The organism is Lysobacter spongiicola DSM 21749 (assembly GCF_900167055.1).
Taxonomy (GTDB): Bacteria; Pseudomonadota; Gammaproteobacteria; order Xanthomonadales; family Xanthomonadaceae; genus Novilysobacter; species Novilysobacter spongiicola.
Genome location: NZ_FUXP01000006.1, coordinates 97,889 through 119,085, shown reverse-complemented (window position 1 = coordinate 119,085; position 21,197 = coordinate 97,889). Strand labels below are relative to the sequence as shown.

21 protein-coding genes and 1 pseudogene are annotated in these 21,197 nt (G+C 68.4%); 10 read left to right on the top strand and 12 right to left on the bottom strand.

Going from position 1 to position 21,197, the window contains the following annotated elements; genetic code table 11:
* Positions 1-6 precede the first annotated feature (6 nt).
* Entirely contained in the window at positions 7-1,263 is a 1,257-nt protein-coding gene (gene ubiH / locus B5D37_RS09395; RefSeq protein WP_078758474.1) for a 2-octaprenyl-6-methoxyphenyl hydroxylase, read from the bottom strand.
* Positions 1,264-1,304: 41 nt separating this feature from the next.
* Between ubiH and B5D37_RS09390 the strand changes: the two genes are divergently transcribed.
* From B5D37_RS09390 to B5D37_RS09350, 9 genes and pseudogenes are all read left to right on the top strand, one after another.
* Entirely contained in the window at positions 1,305-1,880 is a 576-nt protein-coding gene (locus B5D37_RS09390; RefSeq protein WP_078758473.1) for a DUF6580 family putative transport protein, read from the top strand.
* Between the two features lie 9 nt (positions 1,881-1,889).
* The gene (locus B5D37_RS09385) at positions 1,890-2,444 is read left to right on the top strand and encodes a cob(I)yrinic acid a,c-diamide adenosyltransferase (protein WP_078758472.1); all 555 of its coding nucleotides are present in this window, start codon (positions 1,890-1,892) and stop codon (positions 2,442-2,444) included.
* An 18-nt stretch (positions 2,445-2,462) separates the two neighbouring features.
* On the top strand, positions 2,463-3,425 hold the full coding sequence (locus B5D37_RS09380; RefSeq protein ID WP_078758471.1) for a histone deacetylase family protein: 963 nt from the start codon (positions 2,463-2,465) through the stop codon (positions 3,423-3,425).
* An 88-nt stretch (positions 3,426-3,513) separates the two neighbouring features.
* Entirely contained in the window at positions 3,514-5,850 is a 2,337-nt protein-coding gene (gene lptD, locus B5D37_RS09375; protein ID WP_425478045.1) for an LPS assembly protein LptD, read from the top strand.
* The gene (locus tag B5D37_RS09370; RefSeq protein ID WP_078758469.1) at positions 5,847-7,181 is read left to right on the top strand and encodes a peptidylprolyl isomerase; all 1,335 of its coding nucleotides are present in this window, start codon (positions 5,847-5,849) and stop codon (positions 7,179-7,181) included. The genes lptD and B5D37_RS09370 overlap by 4 nt, the downstream gene beginning before the upstream one ends.
* A gap of 1 nt (position 7,182) precedes the next feature.
* Positions 7,183-8,175: a 4-hydroxythreonine-4-phosphate dehydrogenase PdxA gene (gene pdxA, locus B5D37_RS09365; protein ID WP_078758468.1), complete on the top strand. Its 993-nt coding sequence runs from the start codon at positions 7,183-7,185 to the stop codon at positions 8,173-8,175.
* Positions 8,172-8,993, top strand: a complete 822-nt coding sequence (gene rsmA, locus B5D37_RS09360; protein WP_078758467.1) for a 16S rRNA (adenine(1518)-N(6)/adenine(1519)-N(6))-dimethyltransferase RsmA — start codon at positions 8,172-8,174, stop codon at positions 8,991-8,993. Before pdxA ends, rsmA begins: the two co-directional genes overlap by 4 nt.
* Positions 8,994-9,069: 76 nt before the next feature.
* Positions 9,070-9,453: a Co2+/Mg2+ efflux protein ApaG gene (gene apaG / locus B5D37_RS09355; protein WP_078758466.1), complete on the top strand. Its 384-nt coding sequence runs from the start codon at positions 9,070-9,072 to the stop codon at positions 9,451-9,453.
* 9 nt (positions 9,454-9,462) lie between these two features.
* Positions 9,463-10,443: pseudogene (locus B5D37_RS09350) on the top strand (symmetrical bis(5'-nucleosyl)-tetraphosphatase); the annotation flags it as partial.
* On the opposite strand, the gene B5D37_RS09345 reads toward B5D37_RS09350, so the two are convergent.
* From B5D37_RS09345 to B5D37_RS09325, 5 genes are all read right to left on the bottom strand, one after another.
* A complete protein-coding gene (locus B5D37_RS09345) occupies positions 10,337-10,825 on the bottom strand; it encodes a dihydrofolate reductase (RefSeq protein ID WP_078758521.1) in 489 nt (162 codons plus the stop codon). The pseudogene B5D37_RS09350 and the gene B5D37_RS09345 sit on opposite strands and share 107 nt — an antisense overlap.
* Positions 10,826-10,830: 5 nt before the next feature.
* The gene (locus B5D37_RS09340) at positions 10,831-11,625 is read right to left on the bottom strand and encodes a thymidylate synthase (RefSeq protein ID WP_078758464.1); all 795 of its coding nucleotides are present in this window, start codon (positions 11,623-11,625) and stop codon (positions 10,831-10,833) included.
* Positions 11,626-11,628: 3 nt separating this feature from the next.
* Positions 11,629-12,507, bottom strand: a complete 879-nt coding sequence (gene lgt / locus B5D37_RS09335; RefSeq protein ID WP_078758463.1) for a prolipoprotein diacylglyceryl transferase — start codon at positions 12,505-12,507, stop codon at positions 11,629-11,631.
* A 126-nt stretch (positions 12,508-12,633) separates the two neighbouring features.
* Positions 12,634-13,365 carry a TerC family protein gene (locus B5D37_RS09330; RefSeq protein WP_078758462.1) on the bottom strand — a complete coding sequence of 244 codons (732 nt, stop codon included), beginning with the start codon at positions 13,363-13,365 and terminating at the stop codon, positions 12,634-12,636.
* Between the two features lie 57 nt (positions 13,366-13,422).
* Positions 13,423-13,803, bottom strand: a complete 381-nt coding sequence (locus tag B5D37_RS09325; RefSeq protein WP_078758461.1) for a diacylglycerol kinase — start codon at positions 13,801-13,803, stop codon at positions 13,423-13,425.
* Between the two features lie 251 nt (positions 13,804-14,054).
* Here B5D37_RS09325 and B5D37_RS09320 point away from each other — a divergent pair, with 251 nt between their 5' ends.
* A complete protein-coding gene (locus B5D37_RS09320; RefSeq protein WP_078758460.1) occupies positions 14,055-14,540 on the top strand; it encodes a VOC family protein in 486 nt (161 codons plus the stop codon).
* Positions 14,541-14,552: 12 nt separating this feature from the next.
* Here the strand turns inward: B5D37_RS09320 and B5D37_RS09315 are convergent, their stop codons facing one another.
* From B5D37_RS09315 to B5D37_RS09290, 6 genes are all read right to left on the bottom strand, one after another.
* A complete protein-coding gene (locus B5D37_RS09315) occupies positions 14,553-15,581 on the bottom strand; it encodes an isoaspartyl peptidase/L-asparaginase family protein (RefSeq protein WP_078758459.1) in 1,029 nt (342 codons plus the stop codon).
* Between the two features lie 58 nt (positions 15,582-15,639).
* On the bottom strand, positions 15,640-16,875 hold the full coding sequence (locus B5D37_RS09310; protein ID WP_078758458.1) for an ABC transporter permease: 1,236 nt from the start codon (positions 16,873-16,875) through the stop codon (positions 15,640-15,642).
* Entirely contained in the window at positions 16,872-17,582 is a 711-nt protein-coding gene (locus B5D37_RS09305) for an ABC transporter ATP-binding protein (protein WP_078758457.1), read from the bottom strand. Before B5D37_RS09305 ends, B5D37_RS09310 begins: the two co-directional genes overlap by 4 nt.
* On the bottom strand, positions 17,579-19,087 hold the full coding sequence (locus B5D37_RS09300) for an efflux RND transporter periplasmic adaptor subunit (RefSeq protein ID WP_078758456.1): 1,509 nt from the start codon (positions 19,085-19,087) through the stop codon (positions 17,579-17,581). Before B5D37_RS09300 ends, B5D37_RS09305 begins: the two co-directional genes overlap by 4 nt.
* A gap of 61 nt (positions 19,088-19,148) precedes the next feature.
* Positions 19,149-20,438 carry a sensor histidine kinase gene (locus B5D37_RS09295; RefSeq protein ID WP_078758455.1) on the bottom strand — a complete coding sequence of 430 codons (1,290 nt, stop codon included), beginning with the start codon at positions 20,436-20,438 and terminating at the stop codon, positions 19,149-19,151.
* Between the two features lie 4 nt (positions 20,439-20,442).
* On the bottom strand, positions 20,443-21,153 hold the full coding sequence (locus B5D37_RS09290) for a response regulator transcription factor (protein ID WP_078758454.1): 711 nt from the start codon (positions 21,151-21,153) through the stop codon (positions 20,443-20,445).
* Between the last annotated feature and the right edge of the window lie 44 nt (positions 21,154-21,197).

Sequence of the window (21,197 nt, the reverse complement as noted above, 5' to 3'; positions counted from 1 at the left end):
TACGGTTCATGCATCGCTCCGGGTCGAACGGCACAGGGCGGGCACATCGCCGCGATAGCCCATGGCCCCGGCGACCAGCGAAGCCTGCAACGAAGGCACCCGGGCGACTGCGGCGAGGCCGAGGCTCCGCAGCGGCGTCGCCAGCGGCGCGGGGTTGGCCGTGAAGCGGGCAAGCCCATCGGAGAACGCCAGCGTCCGCCGTCGATCCGGTTCGCGCCGCTCCACATGGCGGGCCAGCAGCTCTGGCGCGCCGCTGTCCCCTGACGGATCCGCTTGCCGTGCCTGCTCGATCAGTTCCGCCAGCGTGAGCGCATCGCGCAAGCCGAGATTGAATCCCTGGGCGCCGACCGGATGCACCGTCTGCGCCGCGTTGCCGACCAGCACCGCCCGCGGCGCGGTGGTCCGCTCGGCCAGCACCCGCGTCATCGGGTACGCACTTCGTTCTCCGCATGCCGTGAAGCGTCCCGCCCGCCAGCCGAAGACCTCCTGCACCCGCGCGATGAAGCCGGCTTCATCCAGTCCTTCGACTTCTTCGGCCTCGGCGCGCGAGACGCCGTGGACCAGCCCGTAGTGCCGGTCGCCGCGCGGCAGCAGCGCCGTCGGACCGTCTTCGCCGAACCGCTCGTAGGCCGTGCCGTCGGGCATGCGTTCGCTCCGGATCCGGGCGACGAACAGTGTCTGGCCGTAATCGTGTGCCTGGCTCGCAATGCCGAGCGCCTCCCGGACCGCGCTGCGGGTGCCGTCGGCACCCACCAGCAGGCGCGCATGCAACAGGCGTTCGCCATCTTCCCCGGCCACGCGAATCGATCGAGCCCCCGCCTCGGCCTGCCCGACGCCCAGGAACCGCATCGGGCGGTACCGCGCCACCCCGGGCAGCTCCGCAAGCCGGGCTTCGAGGGCCCGCCCGAAATCGCGCGCCACCACGACGCGACCGAATTCGGTCCGGCCATGTGCCGGCGCTTGCAGCAATACGCGACCGAAATCTCCCCGACGGCTGACATGGATGCGCCTGATCACGCCGACAGGCGCCTCCAGCTTCTGCATCACCCCCAACGCATGCAACGCATTGACGGTCGCCTCCGCAAAGCTGAGGTTGCGCTGGTCGAACACGGGCGGTGGCGAACCCGACGGCGTGGCTTCCACCAGCCCGACGTCGACACCGATCCGGTCCAGCGCAATCGCCAGGCTGGCACCGACCAGGCCACCGCCCACGACCAATACGTCGTGGACGGGCGCGGAGACAGGGGAGGCGTCGGAATGCATTGCGCTATGCTACCGGCTCCCGTCGGCAAGCACTTCTCCTGATGAACCGTTCCGCTGCTTCCTCCATCCTCAATGCCGGCCCGCTGGTGCTCATGGGCCTGATCGTGCTCGCCGCCCTGACGCGGGTGTTGCCGCATCCGCCGAACTTCTCGCCGGTCGCTTCGATCGCGCTGTTCGGTGGCGCCTGGTTCGCCAGTCGCGGGTGGGCGGTGGCAGTGCCGCTGGTCGGGCTCCTCATCTCCGACCTGGTACTGGCCTCCATCAATGGCGGGCTGTACGCGAGCTGGTTCGGTGGCCGCGACATGCTGGCGGTGTACGGTTGCATCGTGCTGACGACGGTGATCGGCTTCCGCATGCGCGGCAAGGTCGGCGGCGCCTCCGTCCTCGGCTATTCACTGCTGGGCGCGGTGCTGTTCTATCTGGTCACCAACTTCGTGGCCTGGCTGGGCAACCCGATGTACCCGCAGACCGGCGCCGGCCTGATGGCCTCCTATGTCGCAGGCATTCCCTTCTTCCGCTGGTCGGTACTGGGCACGCTGGTGTATTCGGCCGCGTTGTTCGGCGGCTTCGCGCTGTTGAGGGCCCAGGTCCCGGCCCTGCGCGCCCACACGGCCTGACCCGCGGCCGTGGGCAACCGCCTTTCGAAGATCTACACCCGCACCGGTGACGACGGCTCCACCGGCCTCGGCGACGGCAGCCGGGTCGCGAAGGACTCGGCAAGGGTGGGCGCCTACGGCACGGTCGACGAGGCGAACTGCGCGATCGGCATGGTGCTGGCGGTGGACGTACCGGAAGACGTACGTCGCCTGCTGACGGCGGTCCAGCACCAGTTGTTCGACCTGGGCGGCGAGCTGTGCATTCCCGGCCATGCCGCGATCAACGACGAAGACATCGATCGCCTCGAGCAGCAGCTCGACGCCTTCAATGCCGACCTTCCGCCGCTGAAGGAATTCATCCTTCCCGGCGGTGGAGAGGCCAGCGCACGCTGCCACGTGGCACGCACCGTAGTGCGCCGCGCCGAGCGCGAAGCCGTCGCACTGTCACGGCAGGAACAGGTGCGCCCGCAGGCGGTGCGCTACCTCAACCGGCTCTCCGACCTGCTGTTCGTGTTGTGCCGGGTCCTGGCGCGCGCCAGCGGGCACGGCGAGGTGGTCTGGAACCACGAGCGCCGCAAGGCCTGACCGGGCAGGGCGAAGCGGATGGAAGGCCTCGCCCTTTACCGCCACCCGGCCTGCCTCGGACACGAACCCGGGGCCCATCATCCCGAACGCCCCGCCCGCCTGGCATCGATCTATGCCGCGCTGGAGCGCGAGTGGCCCGACATCGACTGGCTGGAGGCGCCCGCCGCCACCCGCGAGCAACTGTTGCGCGTCCACGAGCCCGAACTGGTCGCACTGGTGCTGGACACGCCGGTGCCCCCGGGCACGCCGGCACATGCGATCGATCCCGACACCTTCCTGGGCCCGGGATCCGCCGTGGCGGCCGTGCATGCGGCAGGCGCCGGGGTCACAGCGGTTGACGCAGCCCTCCAAGGCGGAGCCAACCGGGCGTTCTGTGCCGTCCGCCCTCCCGGCCATCACGCGACGCGGGCGATTCCAATGGGCTTCTGCCTGCTGAACAACATCGCCGTGGCGGCCGGGCATGCCTGCCAGGCCCATGGGCTGGCGCGGGTCGCGATCATCGATTTCGACGTCCACCACGGCAACGGCACCCAGGACATCTTCCGGGCCGATCCGAAGGTCATGTACCTGTCGACCCACCAGTCACCGCTCTACCCCGACACCGGCGACAGCAGCGAGCGTGGCGTCGGCAACATCCTCAACCGCCCGCTGCCGCCAGGGAGCGGTAGCGACGCGTTCAGAAGTGCCTGGCGCGACCACCTGCTGCCGGCCCTGGCTGCGTTCCGGCCACAACTTGTGCTGGTGTCCGCCGGTTTCGACGGCCACCGGCGCGACCCCCTCGCGCAGATGGAACTGGAGGCCGCCGACTTCGGCTGGATCACCCGGGAACTGATGGCGATCGCGGACCGCCATGCCGAGGGGCGACTGGTCTCCATGCTGGAAGGGGGCTACAACCTCGAGGCACTCGCCGAAGCGTGCGTCGCCCATGTCGATGCCTTGCGTGGCTCCAGGACGGCCGATTCCGCGATTGCGGCAACATGAACCTTCACGCGGGGACGACGCCACGCGCGTTGCCGCGCTTCCGGGGATGGGGCAAGCTAGCGACCGTTTCCGCCCACCGGATGGCCGCGTGCGCAAAAGCTTCCGCCTGCTCCCCCTTTCGTTGTGCATCGCGCTGGCATTGCCGGCTTATGCCGCCGACGAGTCCGAAGACTGGAGCCTGTGCCCGATCGATGACGCGGTGCCCGCGTTCGAGGACGCACCGGAACCTGCCCCGCTGGAAGGCGACCGTACGCGGCAGCCGACGGACATCGCCGGCGACGCGCTGAACGCCAGCGAGTCCGACAGCACGATCTTCCAGGGCAACGTCGAGCTCAACCGCGGCGACCAGTTCCTGGGAACCGACAAGCTCACCTACGACAGCGAGAACGGCACCTACCTGGCCGAGGGCAGTGTCCGCTACCAGGATGCTGGCATGCGCATCGTTGCCGAGCGCGCCCACGGCGACCAGGAAGCGGACAGGCACACCATCGAGGACCTGCGCTACCAGCTGATCCAGCGGCGCGGCAACGGCGGTGCCGAAGCGATCGAGCTGGAAGGGGACCATGGCGCCCTGCTCGGGTCCACCTACTCCACCTGCCCGCCGACGGAGCGCTCGTGGGAGTTGCAGGCGCGCCGCATCGACATCGATACCGCCGAGGGCATGGGCGTCGCCCGCAACGCCACGGTCCGGATTGGCCGGGTGCCGGTGCTGTACGTGCCGTGGCTGATGTTCCCGATCGACGACCGCCGCCGCACTGGCCTGCTCTGGCCCGCGGTGCGCATGTCCAGCCGCAACGGCTTTGACTACCGTCAGCCGGTCTACCTCAACCTGGCACCGAACTACGACGCCACCATCACCCCGCGCATCATGACCGAGCGCGGCATCCAGTTGGGGGGCGAGTTCCGCTGGCTCTACGAACGCGGACAGGGCGAGGTGTGGGGCGAGTGGATGCCGGAAGACAAGCTGCCCGAGGATGAGCCGGACCGGTACGCCGACGATCCCGACTTCGACCCGGACAACCGCGGCCAGTTCCGGTTCACCGGCATGCACCGGCTGGGCGGCAACTGGCGCGCCACCGCCAACATAGGCTGGGTCAGCGACACCCATTACCTCGAGGATTTCAGCAACAGCCAGTACGGCGTCTCCAGGTGGAACCTCACCAGCACCGCGGGTGTCTACGGGCGTGGCCTCCACTGGGACGCGGGGTTGATGGCCGACCACCACCAGCTCGCCGACTACACGCTCAGCGAGCGGAACCTGCAGTACAACCGCATGCCCCGCGCCTTCCTCAACTGGTCGCAGCCGGTCGGGGACTGGTTCGAAGCCGGCATCACCGCCGAGGCGGTCAAGTTCCAGCACGACGTCCGCGACGAGGGCAGCCGGCTCGACCTGAAGCCGTTCGTCGCGATGCCGCTGGAAGGCGCAGGCTGGTATGCGACCCCCCGGGTGGCGTGGCGATACACGGCGTACCAGCTCGATGACGGGCTGGCGGCGGCCAACGGCGGCGACGACGCGCCCACCCGCAGCCTTCCGATCACTTCGCTGGACGCGGGGCTCTTCTTCGACCGCGAGTTCCGGTTCCGCGACGAGGCGTACCTGCAGACGCTGGAACCGCGTATCTACTACCTCAACGTGCCGTACCGGGAACAGGACGGGCTCCCCCGCTTCGATACCCGGCCGATGACGTTCAGCTGGGGCCAGCTGTTCCGCGACAACCGCTACACCGGCCCGGACCGGCAGGTCGACGCCAACCAGCTCACCACCGCCCTCACCACCCGCCTGATCAGCCGGGAGGACGGCCGCGAGCGCCTGTCGGCCAGCGTCGGCCAGATCCGCTATTTCGAGGACAGCCTGGTCACCGTGCCTGGCGAAACTCCGCTGGAACAGGGGAAGTCGGCCTGGATCGCCGATGTCTCGTTGTCGCCATCGGATCGCTGGACCATCAACGCGGCCTACCAATGGGATCCGAAGTACCGGCGAGAGGACCTGGCGAGCATCCGCGCGCGCTACCTCGTTGGCGACACCGGCGTGGTCAACCTCGGCTATCGCTTCCGGCGCGACCTCACCGAGCAGGTGGACTTCTCGTTCCTGTATCCGGTCAACCGCAACTGGAGCGTCGTCGGCCGCTACTACTACTCGCTGGAAGACGACAAGCTGATCGAGTCGATCGGTGGCGTGCAGTGGGAAAGCTGCTGCATGGCGGTCCGGCTGGTGGCGCGGCGCTACATCCGCGAGCGCAACGGCGACCTGGATGACTCCCTGCGCGTGGAATTCGAACTCAAGGGCCTGGGCTCGGCCGGGCAGAAATCCGAGGAGATCCTGAGCCGTGCTATTGTCGGCTACGATCGTGAAGATCTCTATCTTGTGCCGCCCTCCACGTTCGACGGCGGCGATTACGACAACTCCCTCGATCCGATCCCATGAAGAAACTACTAGCGTGTGTGCTCGCGGGCGCACTGATGACCGTATCCGTGCAGGCACAGCAGGTGCAGCCCATCGACGGCATCGCCGTGGTGGTCGACGAGGACGTCATCCTGCAGAGCGAGCTCGATCGCGCCGTGGCCAACATCCGCGCCCAGTACGCGCAGAGCAGCCAGCAACTGCCCCCTGAGAACGTGCTCGAGCGCCAGGTCGCCGAGCGCCTGGTCCTGCTCAAGCTGCAGGTCGCGCGCGCCCGGGACACCGGCGTCCGCGTCTCCGACCAGGAAGTGGACCAGACCGTGGCCGCGATCGCCGCGCAGAATGGCGCCACCGTTGAGCAACTGAGCGGGCAGCTGGCATCCCAGGGCACTTCGCTCTCCGAGTTCCGCGATTCCATCCGCGACGAATTGCTGGTCCAGAGGTTGCGCCAGCGCTTCGCGCAGACCCAGGTGTCGGTGACGGAGGCCGAGGTCGATGCAGCGCTCGAGTCGCAGCAGGCCGCAGGCGGGCAATACCGCCTCGCGCACATCCTCGTCGGCGTGCCGGAGGCCGCGACCCCCGAGCAGATCCAGACGGCGCAATCCAAGATCGAGGGCGTGAAGTCGCTGATCGATCGCGGTGAAATGGACTTCGCGGCGGCCGCGGCGCGCTACTCCGACAGCCCGAACGCCCTCGACGGCGGTGACCTGGGCTGGCGTTCGGCCGGTGAAATTCCGTCCGCGTTCGCACAGCTGGTGCGCAACATGCAGCCCGGCGAGATCTCCGATCCCATCCGCGGGCCGAGCGGGTTCCAGCTCCTGCAGGTGGTCGACGTCCGTGACCCGGCCGAAGCCACCGAGGGCGGCATGGTGACCCAGTACCAGGCCAGCCATATCCTGATCCGGGTGGACGACACGACCTCCGCCGACGAGGCCAAGGCCCGGGCCGACACGCTGCACGCGCGCCTCCAGGGTGGGGCGGAGTTCGCCGCGCTGGCCGCGGAACATTCGCAGGACCCGAGCTCGAGCGCCCGCGGCGGCGACCTCGGCTGGTTCACGCGTGACCAGTTCGGCCCCGATTTCGGCGGCCAGGTTGCCGCGCTTTCCGACGGCGAGGTGTCCGCGCCCTTCCGCACCCAGGCCGGCTGGCATATCGTCCGCAGGACGGGGACACGGCAGTCCGACGCCGGCACCGACAACCTGCGTGCGCAGGCGCGCGAATCGATCGGACAGCGCAAGCTCGAAGACGAATGGGATCGCTTCCTGCGGGAAATGCGCGGTGAGGCGTTCGTCGATTTCCGCGGCGAAGGCGAGCAGCCCGGTGCTGCCACCGAAACCCCGGCCGACAACGACTGAAGTGCACACGCCCCGGCTCGCGCTGGTCCCGGGAGAGCCGGCCGGCGTCGGGCCGGAGCTATGCGTGCGGCTCGCCCAGCAGCCGCGTGGCGACCACACCCTGGTCGCATTCGGCGATGCCGAGAGCCTGCATCGTGCAGCCGAAGCACTGCGTTTGCCGCTTCGCACCTGCGCCCCGGGCACCGACGACGCCGACGCGCCTGGCAGCCTCGCGCTGGTCGAGCATCCATCCGCCCGGCGTGCCCAGTTCGGGCGGCCCGACCCTGCCAATGCGCACGCCGTCATCGCCGCGCTGCGGGACGCGGCCTCGCGGTGTCTGGCCGGCGCGTGTTCGGGCTTGGTCACCGGCCCGGTCAACAAGGCGGTGATCAACAATGGCGGCATCGAGTACAGCGGCACCACCGAACTGCTCGCCCGGCACGCCGGCCGCGACGTGGTGATGATGCTGGCCAATCCGACGATGAGGGTCGCGCTCGCCACCACCCACCTGCCGCTGCGTGAAGTGCCGATCGCACTGACCCGCGAAAGTCTGACGAAGACGCTGCGGATCCTGCACGCTTCACTGCGCCACGATTTCGGCCTCGCAGATCCTGTCATCGCGGTGCTGGGATTGAACCCGCACGCGGGGGAAGAGGGTCACCTCGGGCGGGAGGAGATCGACGTGATCGAACCGGTGCTGGACACGCTGCGCGAGGAAGGCATGCGCCTGGTCGGCCCCCTGCCCGCCGATACGGCATTCCTGCCCTCCCGGCTGGCTGGCTTCGACGCGTTGCTGGCGATGTACCACGACCAGGGATTGCCGGTGCTCAAGTACAGCGGGTTCGAACACGCGGTCAACATCACCCTCGGCCTGCCCTACCCCCGCGTCGCCGTCGACCACGGCACCGCGCTGGAAATCGCGGGCAAGGGCACGGCGGATCCCTCCAGCCTGTTCGCCGCCGTCCGGACCTGCTCGGCGATGGCGACGGCACGAACCGGGGCCCTGTCTCGATGACTTCGCACTCCTTCACCGAGCCCGCCAAGAAGCACCTCGGGCAGAACTTCCTGCACGACCGCTCCGTCATCGACAAGATCGTCCAGGCGGTCAATCCCAAGCCGGGCGACCACCTGGTGGAGATAGGCCCGGGACAGGGTGCCATCACGTTCCCGCTGCTCGAGCGCCATGGCGAGATGACGGTGATCGAGTTCGACCGCGACCTGGTGGCCCCGTTGGCCGAGGCCGCGCGCGCCCATGGAATCCTGAAGCTGATCCACCGGGACGTACTGCAGGTCGACTTCACCACCCTGGCTGCGGAAGATGCCCGCGAAAGCGCGGATGGCCCGCACCGTCTGCGCCTGGTCGGCAACCTGCCCTACAACCTGTCCTCGCCGATTTTGTTCCACGCACTCGACCACGCTCCAGCGATCAGCGACATGACCTTCATGCTGCAGAAGGAGGTGGTGGAGCGCATGGCCGCCGGCCCGGGCAGCAAGGTGTACGGGCGCCTGAGCGTGATGCTGCAGGCGTACTGCTCGGTGATTCCGCTGTTCACCGTTCCCCCCGGCGCATTCCGGCCGGCCCCGAAAGTGGATTCGGCGGTGGTGCGCCTGGTGCCCCGTCCGGCATCCGAGATCGAGGTGGTGGACCGCGGCATGTTCGCGCGGGTGGTGCGCGACGCGTTCGGGCAGCGCCGCAAGACCCTGCGCAATGCACTTTCCAAGGTGTGCGACGCAGCCGCCCTGGAATCCGCGGGCATTCCACCGGGTGCCCGTGCCGAACGGATTCCCGTCGGCGACTTCGTCCGGCTTTCGAACGCGCTGGCCGACGCCTGACCATCCGGCGGTCCAGTGGCCAGACCGGCCGCGGTCCGCATGCGCGCTTCACCCGTGCACGACTTACACTGTCGCCATGGAACGCAGTACCGATTACACCTTCGACATCGAAGTCGCCACCCGCTATCTGGACGAACAGTCCGAGCCGGACCAGCAGCGCTACGTCTTCGCCTACACCATCCACATCCGCAACAGCGGCAACGTCCCGGCGCGGCTGCTGTCCCGCCACTGGCGCATCACCGACGCCCACGGCAACGTGGAGGAAGTCGAGGGCGAGGGGGTCGTGGGCGAGCAGCCCTGGCTGCGGCCGGGCGAGGGCTTCCAGTACACGTCGGGCGCGGTGCTGGCCACCGACCTGGGCACCATGGAAGGCAGCTACGACCTGGAAGCGGACGACGGCACGTTGTTCCAGGCGCCGATCCCCGCCTTCACCCTCACCGTGCCGCGCACGCTGCACTGAGGCCGGGAGATGAGCGTTTGGGCCATCGGCGACCTGCAGGGTTGCTACGACGTCACCCAGCGGCTGCTGGAGAAGATCCGCTTCGACCCGGCCACCGACCGGCTGTGGTTCTGTGGCGACCTGGTCAACCGTGGCGGCCAGTCGCTGGAGACGTTGCGGCTGGTGCACTCCCTACGCGCCAACGCCACCGTGGTGCTCGGCAACCACGACCTGTCGCTGCTCGCCATTGGTGAGCGCCGGGAGGAAGAGCAGCGCAAGGTCAACCCGGACCTGCAACGGGTGGTGCTGGCCGAAGATGCCCGCACCCTGCTCGATTGGCTGCGCATGCAGAAGATCGTGCACGTGGACCGGGAGCTGGGTTGGATGATGGTGCACGCGGGCCTCGCGCCCAAGTGGACCACCCAGATGGCCGAGAAGCACGGCAAGGAGATCGAGGACCGGTTGCAGGGCGACCAGTACCGGCGGCTGCTGAAGAACATGTACGGGGACGGGCCGACATGGAATCCGCGGCTGGCGGGCCTGGACCGGCACCGGGCGATCATCAACATCGTCACCCGGCTGCGCTATTGCTCGCCGCGCGGGCGGATCTCCTACGAAGACAAGGGCGTCCCCGGCACCCAGCCCCCCGGGCTCTATCCGTGGTACGCGGTGCCCGGCCGCGCCGAGCGCGACCTGAAGATCGCGTGCGGCCACTGGTCGGCGCTGGGCCTGTTCATTGGCCATGGCGTGCATGCGCTCGACACCGGCGCGGTCTGGGGAGGCAAGTTGACGGCCTTGCAATTGGATACCGACGAGCTGCGGGTGGTCCAGGTGCCGGGCCGGGACGTGCCGGCCACGCCGCCCAAGCCGAGGCAGCGCCGCTGAACCGCCGGGGCGCGCCCGGTCAGGCGCGTTGGTATTCGACGAACTCGAAGGCGTGGCGGTGCCGCGCGTCCGCCGGATGCGACTCCCGGGCCACGACGCGCCAGTCGGCAGGATCGAAGGCCGGGAAGAATGCATCGGCCCCTTCGACCACGGTATCCACGTGGGTCAGGTACATGCGACGGGCCTGCGGCAGGCAGACGGCGTAGACCTCGCCACCGCCGATCACGCACAGCTCGTCGGCGCCATCGGCGGTCGCCAGCTCCACGGCCCGGTCCAGCGTGGCCACGGCCTCCATCTGCTCGAACGGCACCCGCCCCGACCGGGTCAGCACCAGGTTGCGACGGCCGGGTAGCGCCCGGCCCAAGGACTCGGCGGTGCGGCGCCCCATCAACAGCGGCTTGCCCAGGGTCTGCGCCTTGAACCGCTTCAAGTCGTCCGGCAGCCGCCACGGCAGGTCACCATCGCGGCCAATCGCCCGGTCGCGCCCCAGCGCCGCCAGCAGCACCAGATCGCTCACACCGCCACCGGTGCCTTGATCGCCGGCCACGGGTCGTAGCCTTCGATCGAGATGTCTTCGAAGCGGAAGCCGAAGATGTCATCCACTTCCGGGTTGAGCCTCAGCGTTGGCAAAGGCCTGGGCTCACGCGCGAGCTGCTCGCGGGCCTGCTCGTAGTGGTTGGTGTACAGGTGGGCGTCGCCGAGCGTATGCACGAAATCGCCCACGCCCAGGCCGCACACCTGCGCCACCATGTGCGTGAGCAGCGCATAGCTGGCGATGTTGAACGGCACGCCCAGGAAGATGTCGCCGCTGCGCTGGTAAAGCTGGCAGCTGAGCTTGCCGTCGACCACGTAGAACTGGAACATCGTGTGGCACGGCATCAGCGCCATGTCGGGCAGGTCGGCGACGTTCCACGCCGACACCACCAGGCGGCGGGAATCCGGGTTGCGCCTGATCTCCTCCACCACCCAGCGGATCTGGTCGATCTCGGCCCCGTCGGCACCCGACCAGCGGCGCCACTGCTTGCCATAGACCGGCCCCAGCTCGCCCTCGGCATCGGCCCACTCGTCCCAGATGCCGACCTTGTGGTCCTTCAGGTAACCGATGTTGGTTTCGCCGCGAAGGAACCACAGCAGCTCGTGGATGATCGAGCGCAGGTGCAGCTTCTTGGTGGTGACCAGCGGGAAGCCTTCGGCCAGGTCGAAGCGCATCTGCCAGCCGAAGACGCTGCGGGTACCGGTACCTGTCCGGTCGGATTTCTCGGTGCCGTTTTCGAGCACGTGTCGCAAGAGGTCGAGGTACTGGCGCATGTCTCAGGCTCCCGGCGTCGCGGCAGGCGCGGGTTGGAGGACGGGTGATCGCCGCGACCGCCACAGCCAGTACAGGCCGATCGCGATCAGGGGCAGGCTCAGCAACTGGCCCATGGTGAGCCAACCGAAGGCCAGGTAACCCAGCTGCGCATCCGGCACCCGCACGAACTCCACCAGGAACCGGAAGCCGCCATACATCAGCGCGAACAGCCCGGCCACCGCATAGCGCGGCCGGGGCTGGCGGGAGAACCACCACAGCACCACGAACATGACCAGCCCTTCCAGCGCCGCCTGGTACAGCTGCGAGGGGTGGCGGGCGAAGCCGTCGAGCGCGCCCGCGGCGAACTGCTGGCTCACCTGTTCGGCCGACATCCGCGACAGCTCGGGTGCACCGGGGAACACCACCCCCCATCCGGCCCCGGTGAACTTGCCCCACAACTCTCCACCGATGTAGTTGCCGATCCGTCCGAAACCCAGGCCGGCCGGCACGAGGGGCGCGATGAAATCGGCCACGTCGAAGAAGTGCAACTGATGCCTGCGGGCCCACCATATGGCGGCGGCCACCACGCCGAGGAGGCCGCCATGGAAACTCATCCCGCCTTCCCAGATGCGGACCAGCATCAAGGGGTCGCCCAGCAGCTCATCGAAGGCATAGAAGAACACGTAGCCGAGCCGCCCGCCGAGGACGACGCCGAGCATCCCGTAGAACAACAGGTCCCCGAATGCCTGCTCGTCCACCCCCGGCAACCGGCCCTGGCGGATCCGGCGTCGGCCCAGCCACCACGCGACTCCGAAACCGAGCAGGTACATGATCCCGTACCAGTGGATCTGCAGCGGCCCGAGGGCCAGGGCAATCGGGTCGATCTGGTGCAGGATGATCATCGGGTTCGCGGAGTCCGCTGCGGAGCAATCGTCATTGTGGCAGAGCGACGCGCACGTCGCCCGCCTTCAGCGCGCGCCTGCCCCCCCCGTCCGGCGCCACGCATGCGATTGATCGGGTCGAGCCGCTCAGCCGTCGCCGGGCACCCGTGCGCGGGCTTCGCGACGACGGGCAGCCAGGTTCAGCGCCTCCACCATTGCGGCAAAGCCCATTGCCCCGTAGATGTAGCCCTTGGGGATGTGGGCGGAGAAGCCATCGGCGACCAGGAAGGCGCCGATCAACACGATGAAGGCCAGCGCCAGCATCTTCACGGTCGGGTTGCGGTCGATGAACTGCCCCAGTGGCCGCGCCGCCAACAGCATCACGGCCACGGCCAGCAGGATCGCGCAGACCATGATCCACGTGCGGTCGGCCATGCCGACGGCCGCGATCACCGAGTCCAGCGAAAAGACGATGTCGATCACGGCGATCTGCGCGATCACCATGCCGAAGGAAGCCGCCGGCCGGGTGTGGATGTCTTCGGCATCCTCCTCGCCCATGATGCTGTCGCGGATCTCCATCGAGCCCTTCACCAGCAGGAACGCGCCGCCCAGGATCAGCACGAGGTCGCGCACCGAAATGCCTTCGCCGAACAGCGTGAACAGATCGTGGGTGAGGCCGGCCAGCCAGGCCAGCGTGAGCAGCAAGGCGATCCGGCTCAGGCAGGCCACTGCAATGCCGAACTTGCGTGCCCTCTCGCGGGTCTGGGCCGGCAGGCGGCTCACCGCGATGGAGATGAACACCAGGTTGTCGATGCCCAGCACGATCTCGATCGCACTCAGCGTGGCCAGGGTGATCCAGACTTCCGGATCCATCAGCATTTCAATCACGGGCAATTCCAGGTCGCGGTACTACGGGAAGGATGTATCGAAGGGTCGCTAGAGCAGGCGGGGGATCAGGATCAGCCCCCAGGTGGCCAGCACGTTGATCATCAGCACGAACACCGCCGCCGAGCCCATGTCCTTGGCACGGCCGGCCAGCTCGTGGAACTCGGGGCCATAGCGCTCGATCACCGCCTCGATGGATGAATTGAGCAGCTCCACGGACAGGACCAGGATCATCGATCCCAGCAGCAGTACCCGCTCCACCGGCGTGTCGCCCAACCACACGGCAAGCGGGGCGAGCAACACGAAGAGGTACACCTCCAGGCGGAACGACGACTCGTGCAGCCAAGCCGCGACCAGGCCCTGGATCGACCATCGCGCCGCCTTCAGCATGCGGCCGGGGCGCCGGGGCAGGTGTCCGACCTCGTCAGCCATCCCGGCGGGCACCGGTGGTTGCCACGGGGCGGGCCACGTCTTCGCCGGGTCGCCCGGGCCGGGTCCAGGGCATGGAGTGCGGGGACTTCAAATGCGGGGACATGAGGTGCGGGCCTCGGCAGTGGCGGAGCACGCGTCCGACCGCGTGAAGCCCGCGATTTTGCCACAAGGAGGCCATGGCCGCGCCGGCCCCGCCAAGCCGTAACATCTGGAGTTCCAACCCACCCCGTTCATCCACAGGAGATGTCGCCATGGCCAACCCCGCAGCCATTCCGGAGGGCTACCACACCGTCACGCCCTATCTGATCGTCGACGACGCCGCGGCCGCGATCGATTTCTACCAGCGCGCACTGGGCGCCACTGAGCTGTACCGGCTGCCGATGAAGGACGCCAACGGCCGCGACGTGGTCGGCCACGCCGAGATCCGCATCGGCGACAGCACCATCATGCTGTCCGACGAGTGGCCCGACATGCAGGCGCTCGGACCGAAGGCGCGTGGCGGCGCAACCTCCACCTTCATGATCTATTGCGACAACGCCGACCACGCGTTCCAGCAGGCCCTGGATGCCGGCGCCACGGCGGACAAGCCGGTCGAGGACCAGTTCTGGGGCGATCGCATGGGTACGGTGGTCGATCCGTTCGGACACAAGTGGACGCTGGCGACCCACGTGGAGGACGTACCACCGGAGGAGCTCAAGCGGCGGATGGACGCGTGGTCGGCCCAGCAATCGGGCTGAAGCCCGGCATCTTCACTCTTCGAAGATGGCCACGCCGCGACTGCCATCGGGCCTGATCCAGGCCCGGTACATGGTCCCGGTGTTGAACGGCATGGCGATGTTGCCGTCGCGGTCCAGTGCGATCGCGCCACCATCGCCGCCGGCCTCCGGGACGATCCGGTTGACGACCTCTTCGGCGGCCGCCTCCAGCGAATCGCCGCGATAGGCGACGCGTGCGCAGATGTCGTGGGCCACGGCGTTGGTGATGTAGTACTCGCCCCAGCCGGTGCCGGAGACGCCGCAGCGATCGTCCGCCCATGTGCCGGCGCCGATCACCGGTGCATCGCCTATCCGGCCCCACTTCTTGTTGGTCATGCCGCCGGTGCTGGTGGCCGCGGCGATGTGGCCGTTCCGGTCCAGCGCGACCGCACCGACGGTGCCGAAATAGGCACCGGGCGCGGGAACCCCGAGGCTGGCCTGCCGCTGCGCGGCCTCGAGGGCCCGCCGCCGGTTGTCGGTGTCGAACCAGTCGTTGGGCACGCGCTCGATATCGCTACGCTCGTCGGCGAACGCCTCGGCACCGTCCCCGGCCAGCATGACGTGCGGGGAGTGTTCCATCACCGCACGTGCCAGCGTCACCGGACTGCGCACGGTGGTCACGCCGGCGACCGCACCGGCCCGACGGGTGTGGCCTTCCATGATCGACGCGTCCAGCTCGTGACCGCCCTCGGCGTTGAACACCGCGCCCTTGCCGGCGTTGAAGCGGGGCGAATCCTCCAGCACCACGATCGCCGCGTGCACCGCATCCAGGGCCGCGCCGCCCTTGGCCAGCACCGCGTGTCCGGCATCCAGGGCGCGCTCCAGATCGGCACGCGCGGCGCGTTCGGCTTCGGCACTCAGCGACTCGCGCGGCACATGGCCGGCCCCACCATGGATCACCAGCGCTGTCCGCGCAGCCTCATCGTGAGACTTGGTCTCCGCCAGCGCAGGGTCTTCGGGGATGGCCCCAGCGGGCCCGGCAACTGCGGCGGAAAGGGCGAGCAGAAACACGATCGGGCGCATGGCGGGCTCTCGCTGTCAGGTGTCGGGCGAGGATAACCGACGCATCCACCAGCCCACCCTATTGCTGCCTGAGCGCCTCGATGGGATCCAGCTGCGAAGCCTTCCGCGCCGGGTAGTAACCGAAGAACAGGCCCGTGGCGATGGAAAATCCCGCCGCCAGCGCCACCACCTGTCCGTCCAGCGCGACAGGCAGCGAGCCGAACCTGCCCACCAGCAGGGCGCCGCCGATGCCGATCACGATCCCCAGCGCGCCGCCGATCAACGAGATCAGCATGGCCTCGGCCAGGAACTGCCGCCGGATGTCCGACGGTCCCGCCCCCACCGCCATGCGCAGGCCGATCTCACGGATCCGTTCGGTGACCGACACCAGCATGATGTTCATGATGCCGATGCCGCCGACCACCAGCGAAATGGTGGCCACCGCACCGAGCAACAACGACATCAGCCGGGTGGCCTGGGTGCGGGTCGCCACGATCTCGGCGATGTTGCGGACCCGGAAGTCGTCCTCCGCCCCCGGCTGGATATCGTGGCGCTGGCGCAGCAGGGATTCGATCTGCTCCTGCACGTAGGACAGGTCCTCCGGGCGCGCCACCCCGACCGCGATCTGTTGGACCGCACCGGGTGGCAGCCCCATCGAGCCCATCAGCCGCCGGCGTCCCGTCTCCAGCGGCACCAGCAACACGTCGTCCTGGTCCTGCCCGAAGCCGCCCTGCCCCTTCGGCGCCAGCACGCCGGCCACGGTGAAGGGCACCCGCCCGATGCGCACGCTCTGGCCGATCGGGTCATCCTGTCCGAACAGTTCGCGGCGCACGGTTTCGCCGAGGATCACCGGCTTGGTGGCGCCACCATAGTCGCGCGGCTCGAACTCGGTACCCTCCGCGAGTTGCCAGTCCTCCAAAGCGAAGTAATCCGGCTGGATGCCGTACCAGGAGGCCGACCAGTTGTTCTCGGCATAGACGACCTGGGTGTTGCCGCGAAGCGTCGCTGCCACGTACTGCACCTCGGGGATTTCGTCCCGGATCGCCTCGGCATCGTCTTCGTCCAGGGTGAAGAAGCTGCTGGCGCTCATGCGCACGCCGCCCGCACCCCGGCCGGCGTTGGGGCTGATGTCCAGCCGATTGGAGCCCAGCCCGGATACCAGCTTGTCGATCTCGGCCTGGGTGCCCTGGCCGACCGAGACCATGACGATGACCGCGGCAATGCCGATGATCACGCCCAGCGAGGTCAGCGCGCTGCGCATCCAGTTGCCGCGCAGGGCGAACACAGCCGTCCGCAGCACCTCCATGAAATTCATGGCGTGCCCTCCTGCGGTTGCAGCTCGCCGTCATGCATGACGTAGGTGCGGTCCGCGTGTGCGGCGACTTCGGCGTCGTGGGTGATCAGCACGACGGTGTGGTCGTCGTCGCGCAAGCGCTTGAACAGCGCCAGGATCTCTTCGCCGGTCCGGCTGTCCAGCGCGCCAGTGGGCTCGTCCGCGAGCAGGATGGGCGGCTGGTTGATCAACGCACGGGCGATCGCGACACGCTGCTGCTGGCCGCCGGACAGCTCGCTGGGCCGGTGGTGCCCGCGCGTGTCCAGCCCCACGGCGGCCAGCGCATCGGCGGCCCGCTGCAACCGTTCCGCAGTGGGTACGTTGGCGTAACCAAGCGGCATGGCGACGTTCTCCAGCGCACTCATCCGCGGCAACAGGTTAAAGCCCTGGAACACGAAACCGATCTTGTCGAGCCGCAACGCGGCGCGTTCCTCGGCATCTAGCGTCGCGACATCCACGCCGTCGCACCAGTATGTACCGGTGTCCGGCGTGTCCAGGCAGCCGAGCAGGTTCATCAGCGTCGACTTGCCGGAACCGGAAGGTCCCATGATGGCGACGAACGCGCCCCGCTCAATCCGCAGGTCCACGCCCCGAAGCGCCACGACCTCCGCCTGGGTGCCCGCCGAGTACACCTTGCCGAGCCCGTGTGTCTCCACGACGGGCGGCCGCTGCGTGACGGGGCCGCTCATTCGGCCTGGCGCTCGCTGCCGACCACCACTTCATCGCCCTCCGAGACCCCGCCAGACACCTGGGTCCAGCTGCCATCGCTGGCGCCGAGCCTGACCGCCACCGGCTGCGGCCGGCCGTCCTCGAGCCTGTAGAGAGTCGCCCGCCGGGCACTGGCCAACTCCGACAGGGCCTGGTCCCATTGCTGTTGCTGTTGCGCCGACAGGCTTTCGCGGAAGCCGGAGAACTGTTGCTTCATCCGCTCCTGCATCCGCTGGCGGGAAGCACCATCCGACCCACCGCCGCTGGGCCGCGGGCCGCGGGTGCCACCGAACAGACTGGCGCCTCCGTTCGCCGCCGCTGCCGGCGCGGCCCGGGCGGCGGCGCGGGTGCGTATCGCGTCCACCGACGCGTCGAAGATCGCCTGCTGGTCCGCATCCAGATCAAGCGAACCTGCAACTCTCTCCAGCTCATCGGCGACGCCGCCTCCCGGAGGCGGGGCCGCGGCGGACGCGGGTGCCGCTTCACCATCCGCCGGCTTGTAGCGCAAGGCGGCGTTGGACACCCGCAAGACGTCATCCCGGCGGCTCACCTCGATCTCGGCGTTGGCGGTCATGCCCGGCAGCAGGACCTGGTCGCTGTTGTCCACGGCCACCACCACCGGATAGGTGATGACGTTGTTGGTGTTGGTCGCCGACAGCCGCACCTGCTGCACCTCGCCCCGGAACCGGCGGTCGGGGAACGCGTCGACCGTGAAGGCCACGCCCTGCCCGGCCTGGACCTGGCCAATATCCGCCTCGTCGATCGCCAGCACGATCTCCATCTGGGACAGGTCCTCGGCGATCTCGAACAGCACCGGTGCCTGCAGGCTGGCCGCCACCGTCTGGCCGGGCTCCACCGTGCGCGTTAGGACGACACCGTCCACCGGCGACCTGATCACGGTGCGGTCAAGGTTCAGGCGGGAAGTACGGGTGGAAGCGCTCTGCTGCTCGATCTGGGCGTTGGCCGACTGGACCTGGGCGCGGGCCTGGTCGAGCGCGGCACGCGCGAGATCGACGTCACTGGCGGCGACCAGCTGGCGCTGGCCAAGCTCGGCCTTGCGCGCGTAATCGGCTTCGGCATTGCGCAATGCGGCGCGTGCGGTCGCCAAGCCCGCGCGCGCCGACGCCACCGCCGCGTTGCCCTGGGCGATCTGGGCGTCGTAGGTGCTGGGGTCGATGCGGGCGATCACCTGCCCCTTGGTCACCTGATCGTTGAAGTCGGCCAGGACCTCGGTCACCTGGCCGGAGATCTGGCTGCCGACCTCGACGGTGGATATCGCGGCCAGCGTACCGGTGGCGGAAATCGTCTCGCGCAGGTCGCGACGTTCAACGGTCGTGGTGCGATAGCCGGCGACACCCTCGCCTCCCCGGGAGATCCAGACGTATCCCGCGACGACCAGCACGACCGCGATGACCACGACCGCGACGATGGCGTTGCGTCGACCAGGCTTGCGGGAGGGGCGGGCGGAACGGGCGGCTGGTGTCATCGGTGGTCATTGCGGAAGGTGATGGAGAGGCAAACGTTTCCCGCGCCGACCGGTTGACGCACTAACCGATGAAGCGGATGGTCGCCACCGTACCTTCGCCGCGCCGGCTTTGCAGGCTGACCGGCCATCCCATGCGTTCCCCGAGCCGGCGGGCGATCGACAGGCCCATGCCCTTGGCTTCCTCGCGGGCGATGTCGGCGCGGTAGAACGGCTCGAATGCCTTGGCCAGCGTCTGCTCGTCCATGCCGATCCCGGTATCCCTGACTTCGATCCGGTCGGGCTCCAGCCGCACCTCGATGCTGCCGTGGTCGGTGAACTGGGCGGCATTGCTGAGCAGGTTCGCCAACATCACCGACAGGACGTGGGGCGGACCGAACAGGCGTGGGGCGCCGTTATCGACGACTTCGATCGACACCGGCTTGTTCAGCAACAACGGGCGCACCCGCTCGACCTGCTCGTGGGCGATGTCGCGCGCTTCGAACTCGGCGCTTTGCGGCGCGATGTCGGCTTCGCGCGCCAGGATGAGGAAGGCGTCGATCACCGCTTCCATGTCGCGGCCCGCCCGCTGTACACGGGCCAGGGAGCGCATCGAGCGTTCACTGGTGTCGGCATCGGCCAGCATCATGTCGGTGGCCACCCGGATCACCGTCAGCGGAGTACGCAGCTCATGGCTGGCGTCGCGGGTGAAGTCGCGCTCGCGCTCCACGAAGTCGGCCACCCGTTCGGCCAGCCCGACCAGCGCGCGCGACAGGTGACGGACTTCGCTGCCGGCATCGACCGGCAGGTTGCGCGGCTTGATCGAGGAGGCGTCGGGGTCGCGCGGGTCCCAGTTGGACACCACTCCGGCCAGCCAGCTCACCGGTCCCACCAGCCTCTTCGAGGTGCGGTAGGTCAGCCAGGACAGCAGATAGGTCGCCAGCAGCGAAAGCACCAGCGAGACGATGCCCATCAGCAGGATCGCCCTGTCGATGAGCCGGGCGTCGAAGGTCAGGTAGAACGTGCCATCAGGCGTCTCATCGACGAGGACGTTGTCACGCGCGCCTTCCACCGATGGTGAATCGATGCGGTGGTAGCCGGGCCCCAGTTCCCTCAGGTACCCGGGCGGCCGCCGGTCGCCCGGAGCCGCCGGCTCGAGGTATCCGACCATCGTCGATGTCCGCGGCAACGCATAGGTCGGGCTCGCAGCACGACCGCTCCAGAAGATGCCGGCCTCGCGTTCCATGCGCTCCTGGATGATGACATGGCGCACTGCCAGTCCCGCCAGCGCAATGCCGGCAGTGATGACGATGCTGCCAAGCACGGCCTGGAGGATGAAGGCGAGCTTGATCCGGCGGGGCAGGCCCTGACTCATGCCCTCATTCCGGCGGCTGCGAGATGTCCGCGACGCGATAGCCGGCCGACTGCACGGTGTGCAGCAACTGCTTGTCGAAAGGTTTGTCGATGGTCTTGCGCAGGTTGTACAGATGGCTGCGCAGCGTGTCCGAGTCCGGCAGGCCGTTGCCCCAGATCTCGCGTTCGATCTCCTGCCGGCTGACCACGCGCGGCGATTCGCGCATCAGGATGGTCAGCAGCCGCAGGCCGATCGGTGACAACTGGAGCTCGGTACCGCCGCGGGTGACGCGCAGGCTGGCCGGATCGAGCACCAGGTCGGCCACCTTCAACACCTCGCCGCCGACTTGGCGGCGCTCGCGGCGGATCAGCGCCCGCAGTCGCGCCTCGAGCTCCTGGATGGCGAACGGCTTGGTCAGGTAATCATCCGCGCCCGCCGAGAGGCCGTTGAGCTTCTCATCCAGCGTGTCGCGCGCGGTCAGCATCAGCACCGGGGTCGACTTGCGCGCTTCCTCGCGCAGGCGCTTGCACACCTCGACACCGTCGAGGCGCGGCAGCATCAGGTCCAGCACGATCACGTCGTAGCTGTTCTCGGCAGCCAACCGGTAGCCGTCCAGACCATCGGCGGCGAAGTCGACCTCGAAGCCGCGGCTTTCCAGGTACTCGCCCACCATCTCGGAAATATTGCGGTTGTCTTCAACAATCAGAACGAGACCACCGTCACGCGTGCCCTGCATAAAATGTTCTCCACCTTCAGTTTTGTGAAGGCTGCCGGGAACCA

Excerpts from the sequence above, each read along its gene's own strand:
- B5D37_RS09305 (WP_078758457.1), bottom strand. The coding sequence starts at position 17,582 with ATGAGCGGCCCCGTCACGCAGCGGCCGCCCGTCGTGGAGACACACGGG.
- apaG (WP_078758466.1), top strand. The coding sequence starts at position 9,070 with ATGGAACGCAGTACCGATTACACCTTCGACATCGAAGTCGCCACCCGC.
- B5D37_RS09320 (WP_078758460.1), top strand. The coding sequence starts at position 14,055 with ATGGCCAACCCCGCAGCCATTCCGGAGGGCTACCACACCGTCACGCCC.
- B5D37_RS09295 (WP_078758455.1), bottom strand. The coding sequence starts at position 20,438 with ATGAGTCAGGGCCTGCCCCGCCGGATCAAGCTCGCCTTCATCCTCCAG.
- B5D37_RS09340 (WP_078758464.1), bottom strand. The coding sequence starts at position 11,625 with ATGCGCCAGTACCTCGACCTCTTGCGACACGTGCTCGAAAACGGCACC.
- B5D37_RS09380 (WP_078758471.1), top strand. The coding sequence starts at position 2,463 with ATGGAAGGCCTCGCCCTTTACCGCCACCCGGCCTGCCTCGGACACGAA.
- B5D37_RS09290 (WP_078758454.1), bottom strand. The coding sequence starts at position 21,153 with ATGCAGGGCACGCGTGACGGTGGTCTCGTTCTGATTGTTGAAGACAAC.
- B5D37_RS09315 (WP_078758459.1), bottom strand. The coding sequence starts at position 15,581 with ATGCGCCCGATCGTGTTTCTGCTCGCCCTTTCCGCCGCAGTTGCCGGG.
- B5D37_RS09310 (WP_078758458.1), bottom strand. The coding sequence starts at position 16,875 with ATGAATTTCATGGAGGTGCTGCGGACGGCTGTGTTCGCCCTGCGCGGC.
- B5D37_RS09330 (WP_078758462.1), bottom strand. The coding sequence starts at position 13,365 with ATGCTGATGGATCCGGAAGTCTGGATCACCCTGGCCACGCTGAGTGCG.
- B5D37_RS09300 (WP_078758456.1), bottom strand. The coding sequence starts at position 19,087 with ATGACACCAGCCGCCCGTTCCGCCCGCCCCTCCCGCAAGCCTGGTCGA.
- rsmA (WP_078758467.1), top strand. The coding sequence starts at position 8,172 with ATGACTTCGCACTCCTTCACCGAGCCCGCCAAGAAGCACCTCGGGCAG.
- B5D37_RS09325 (WP_078758461.1), bottom strand. The coding sequence starts at position 13,803 with ATGGCTGACGAGGTCGGACACCTGCCCCGGCGCCCCGGCCGCATGCTG.
- lgt (WP_078758463.1), bottom strand. The coding sequence starts at position 12,507 with ATGATCATCCTGCACCAGATCGACCCGATTGCCCTGGCCCTCGGGCCG.
- ubiH (WP_078758474.1), bottom strand. The coding sequence starts at position 1,263 with ATGCATTCCGACGCCTCCCCTGTCTCCGCGCCCGTCCACGACGTATTG.
- B5D37_RS09390 (WP_078758473.1), top strand. The coding sequence starts at position 1,305 with ATGAACCGTTCCGCTGCTTCCTCCATCCTCAATGCCGGCCCGCTGGTG.
- B5D37_RS09370 (WP_078758469.1), top strand. The coding sequence starts at position 5,847 with ATGAAGAAACTACTAGCGTGTGTGCTCGCGGGCGCACTGATGACCGTA.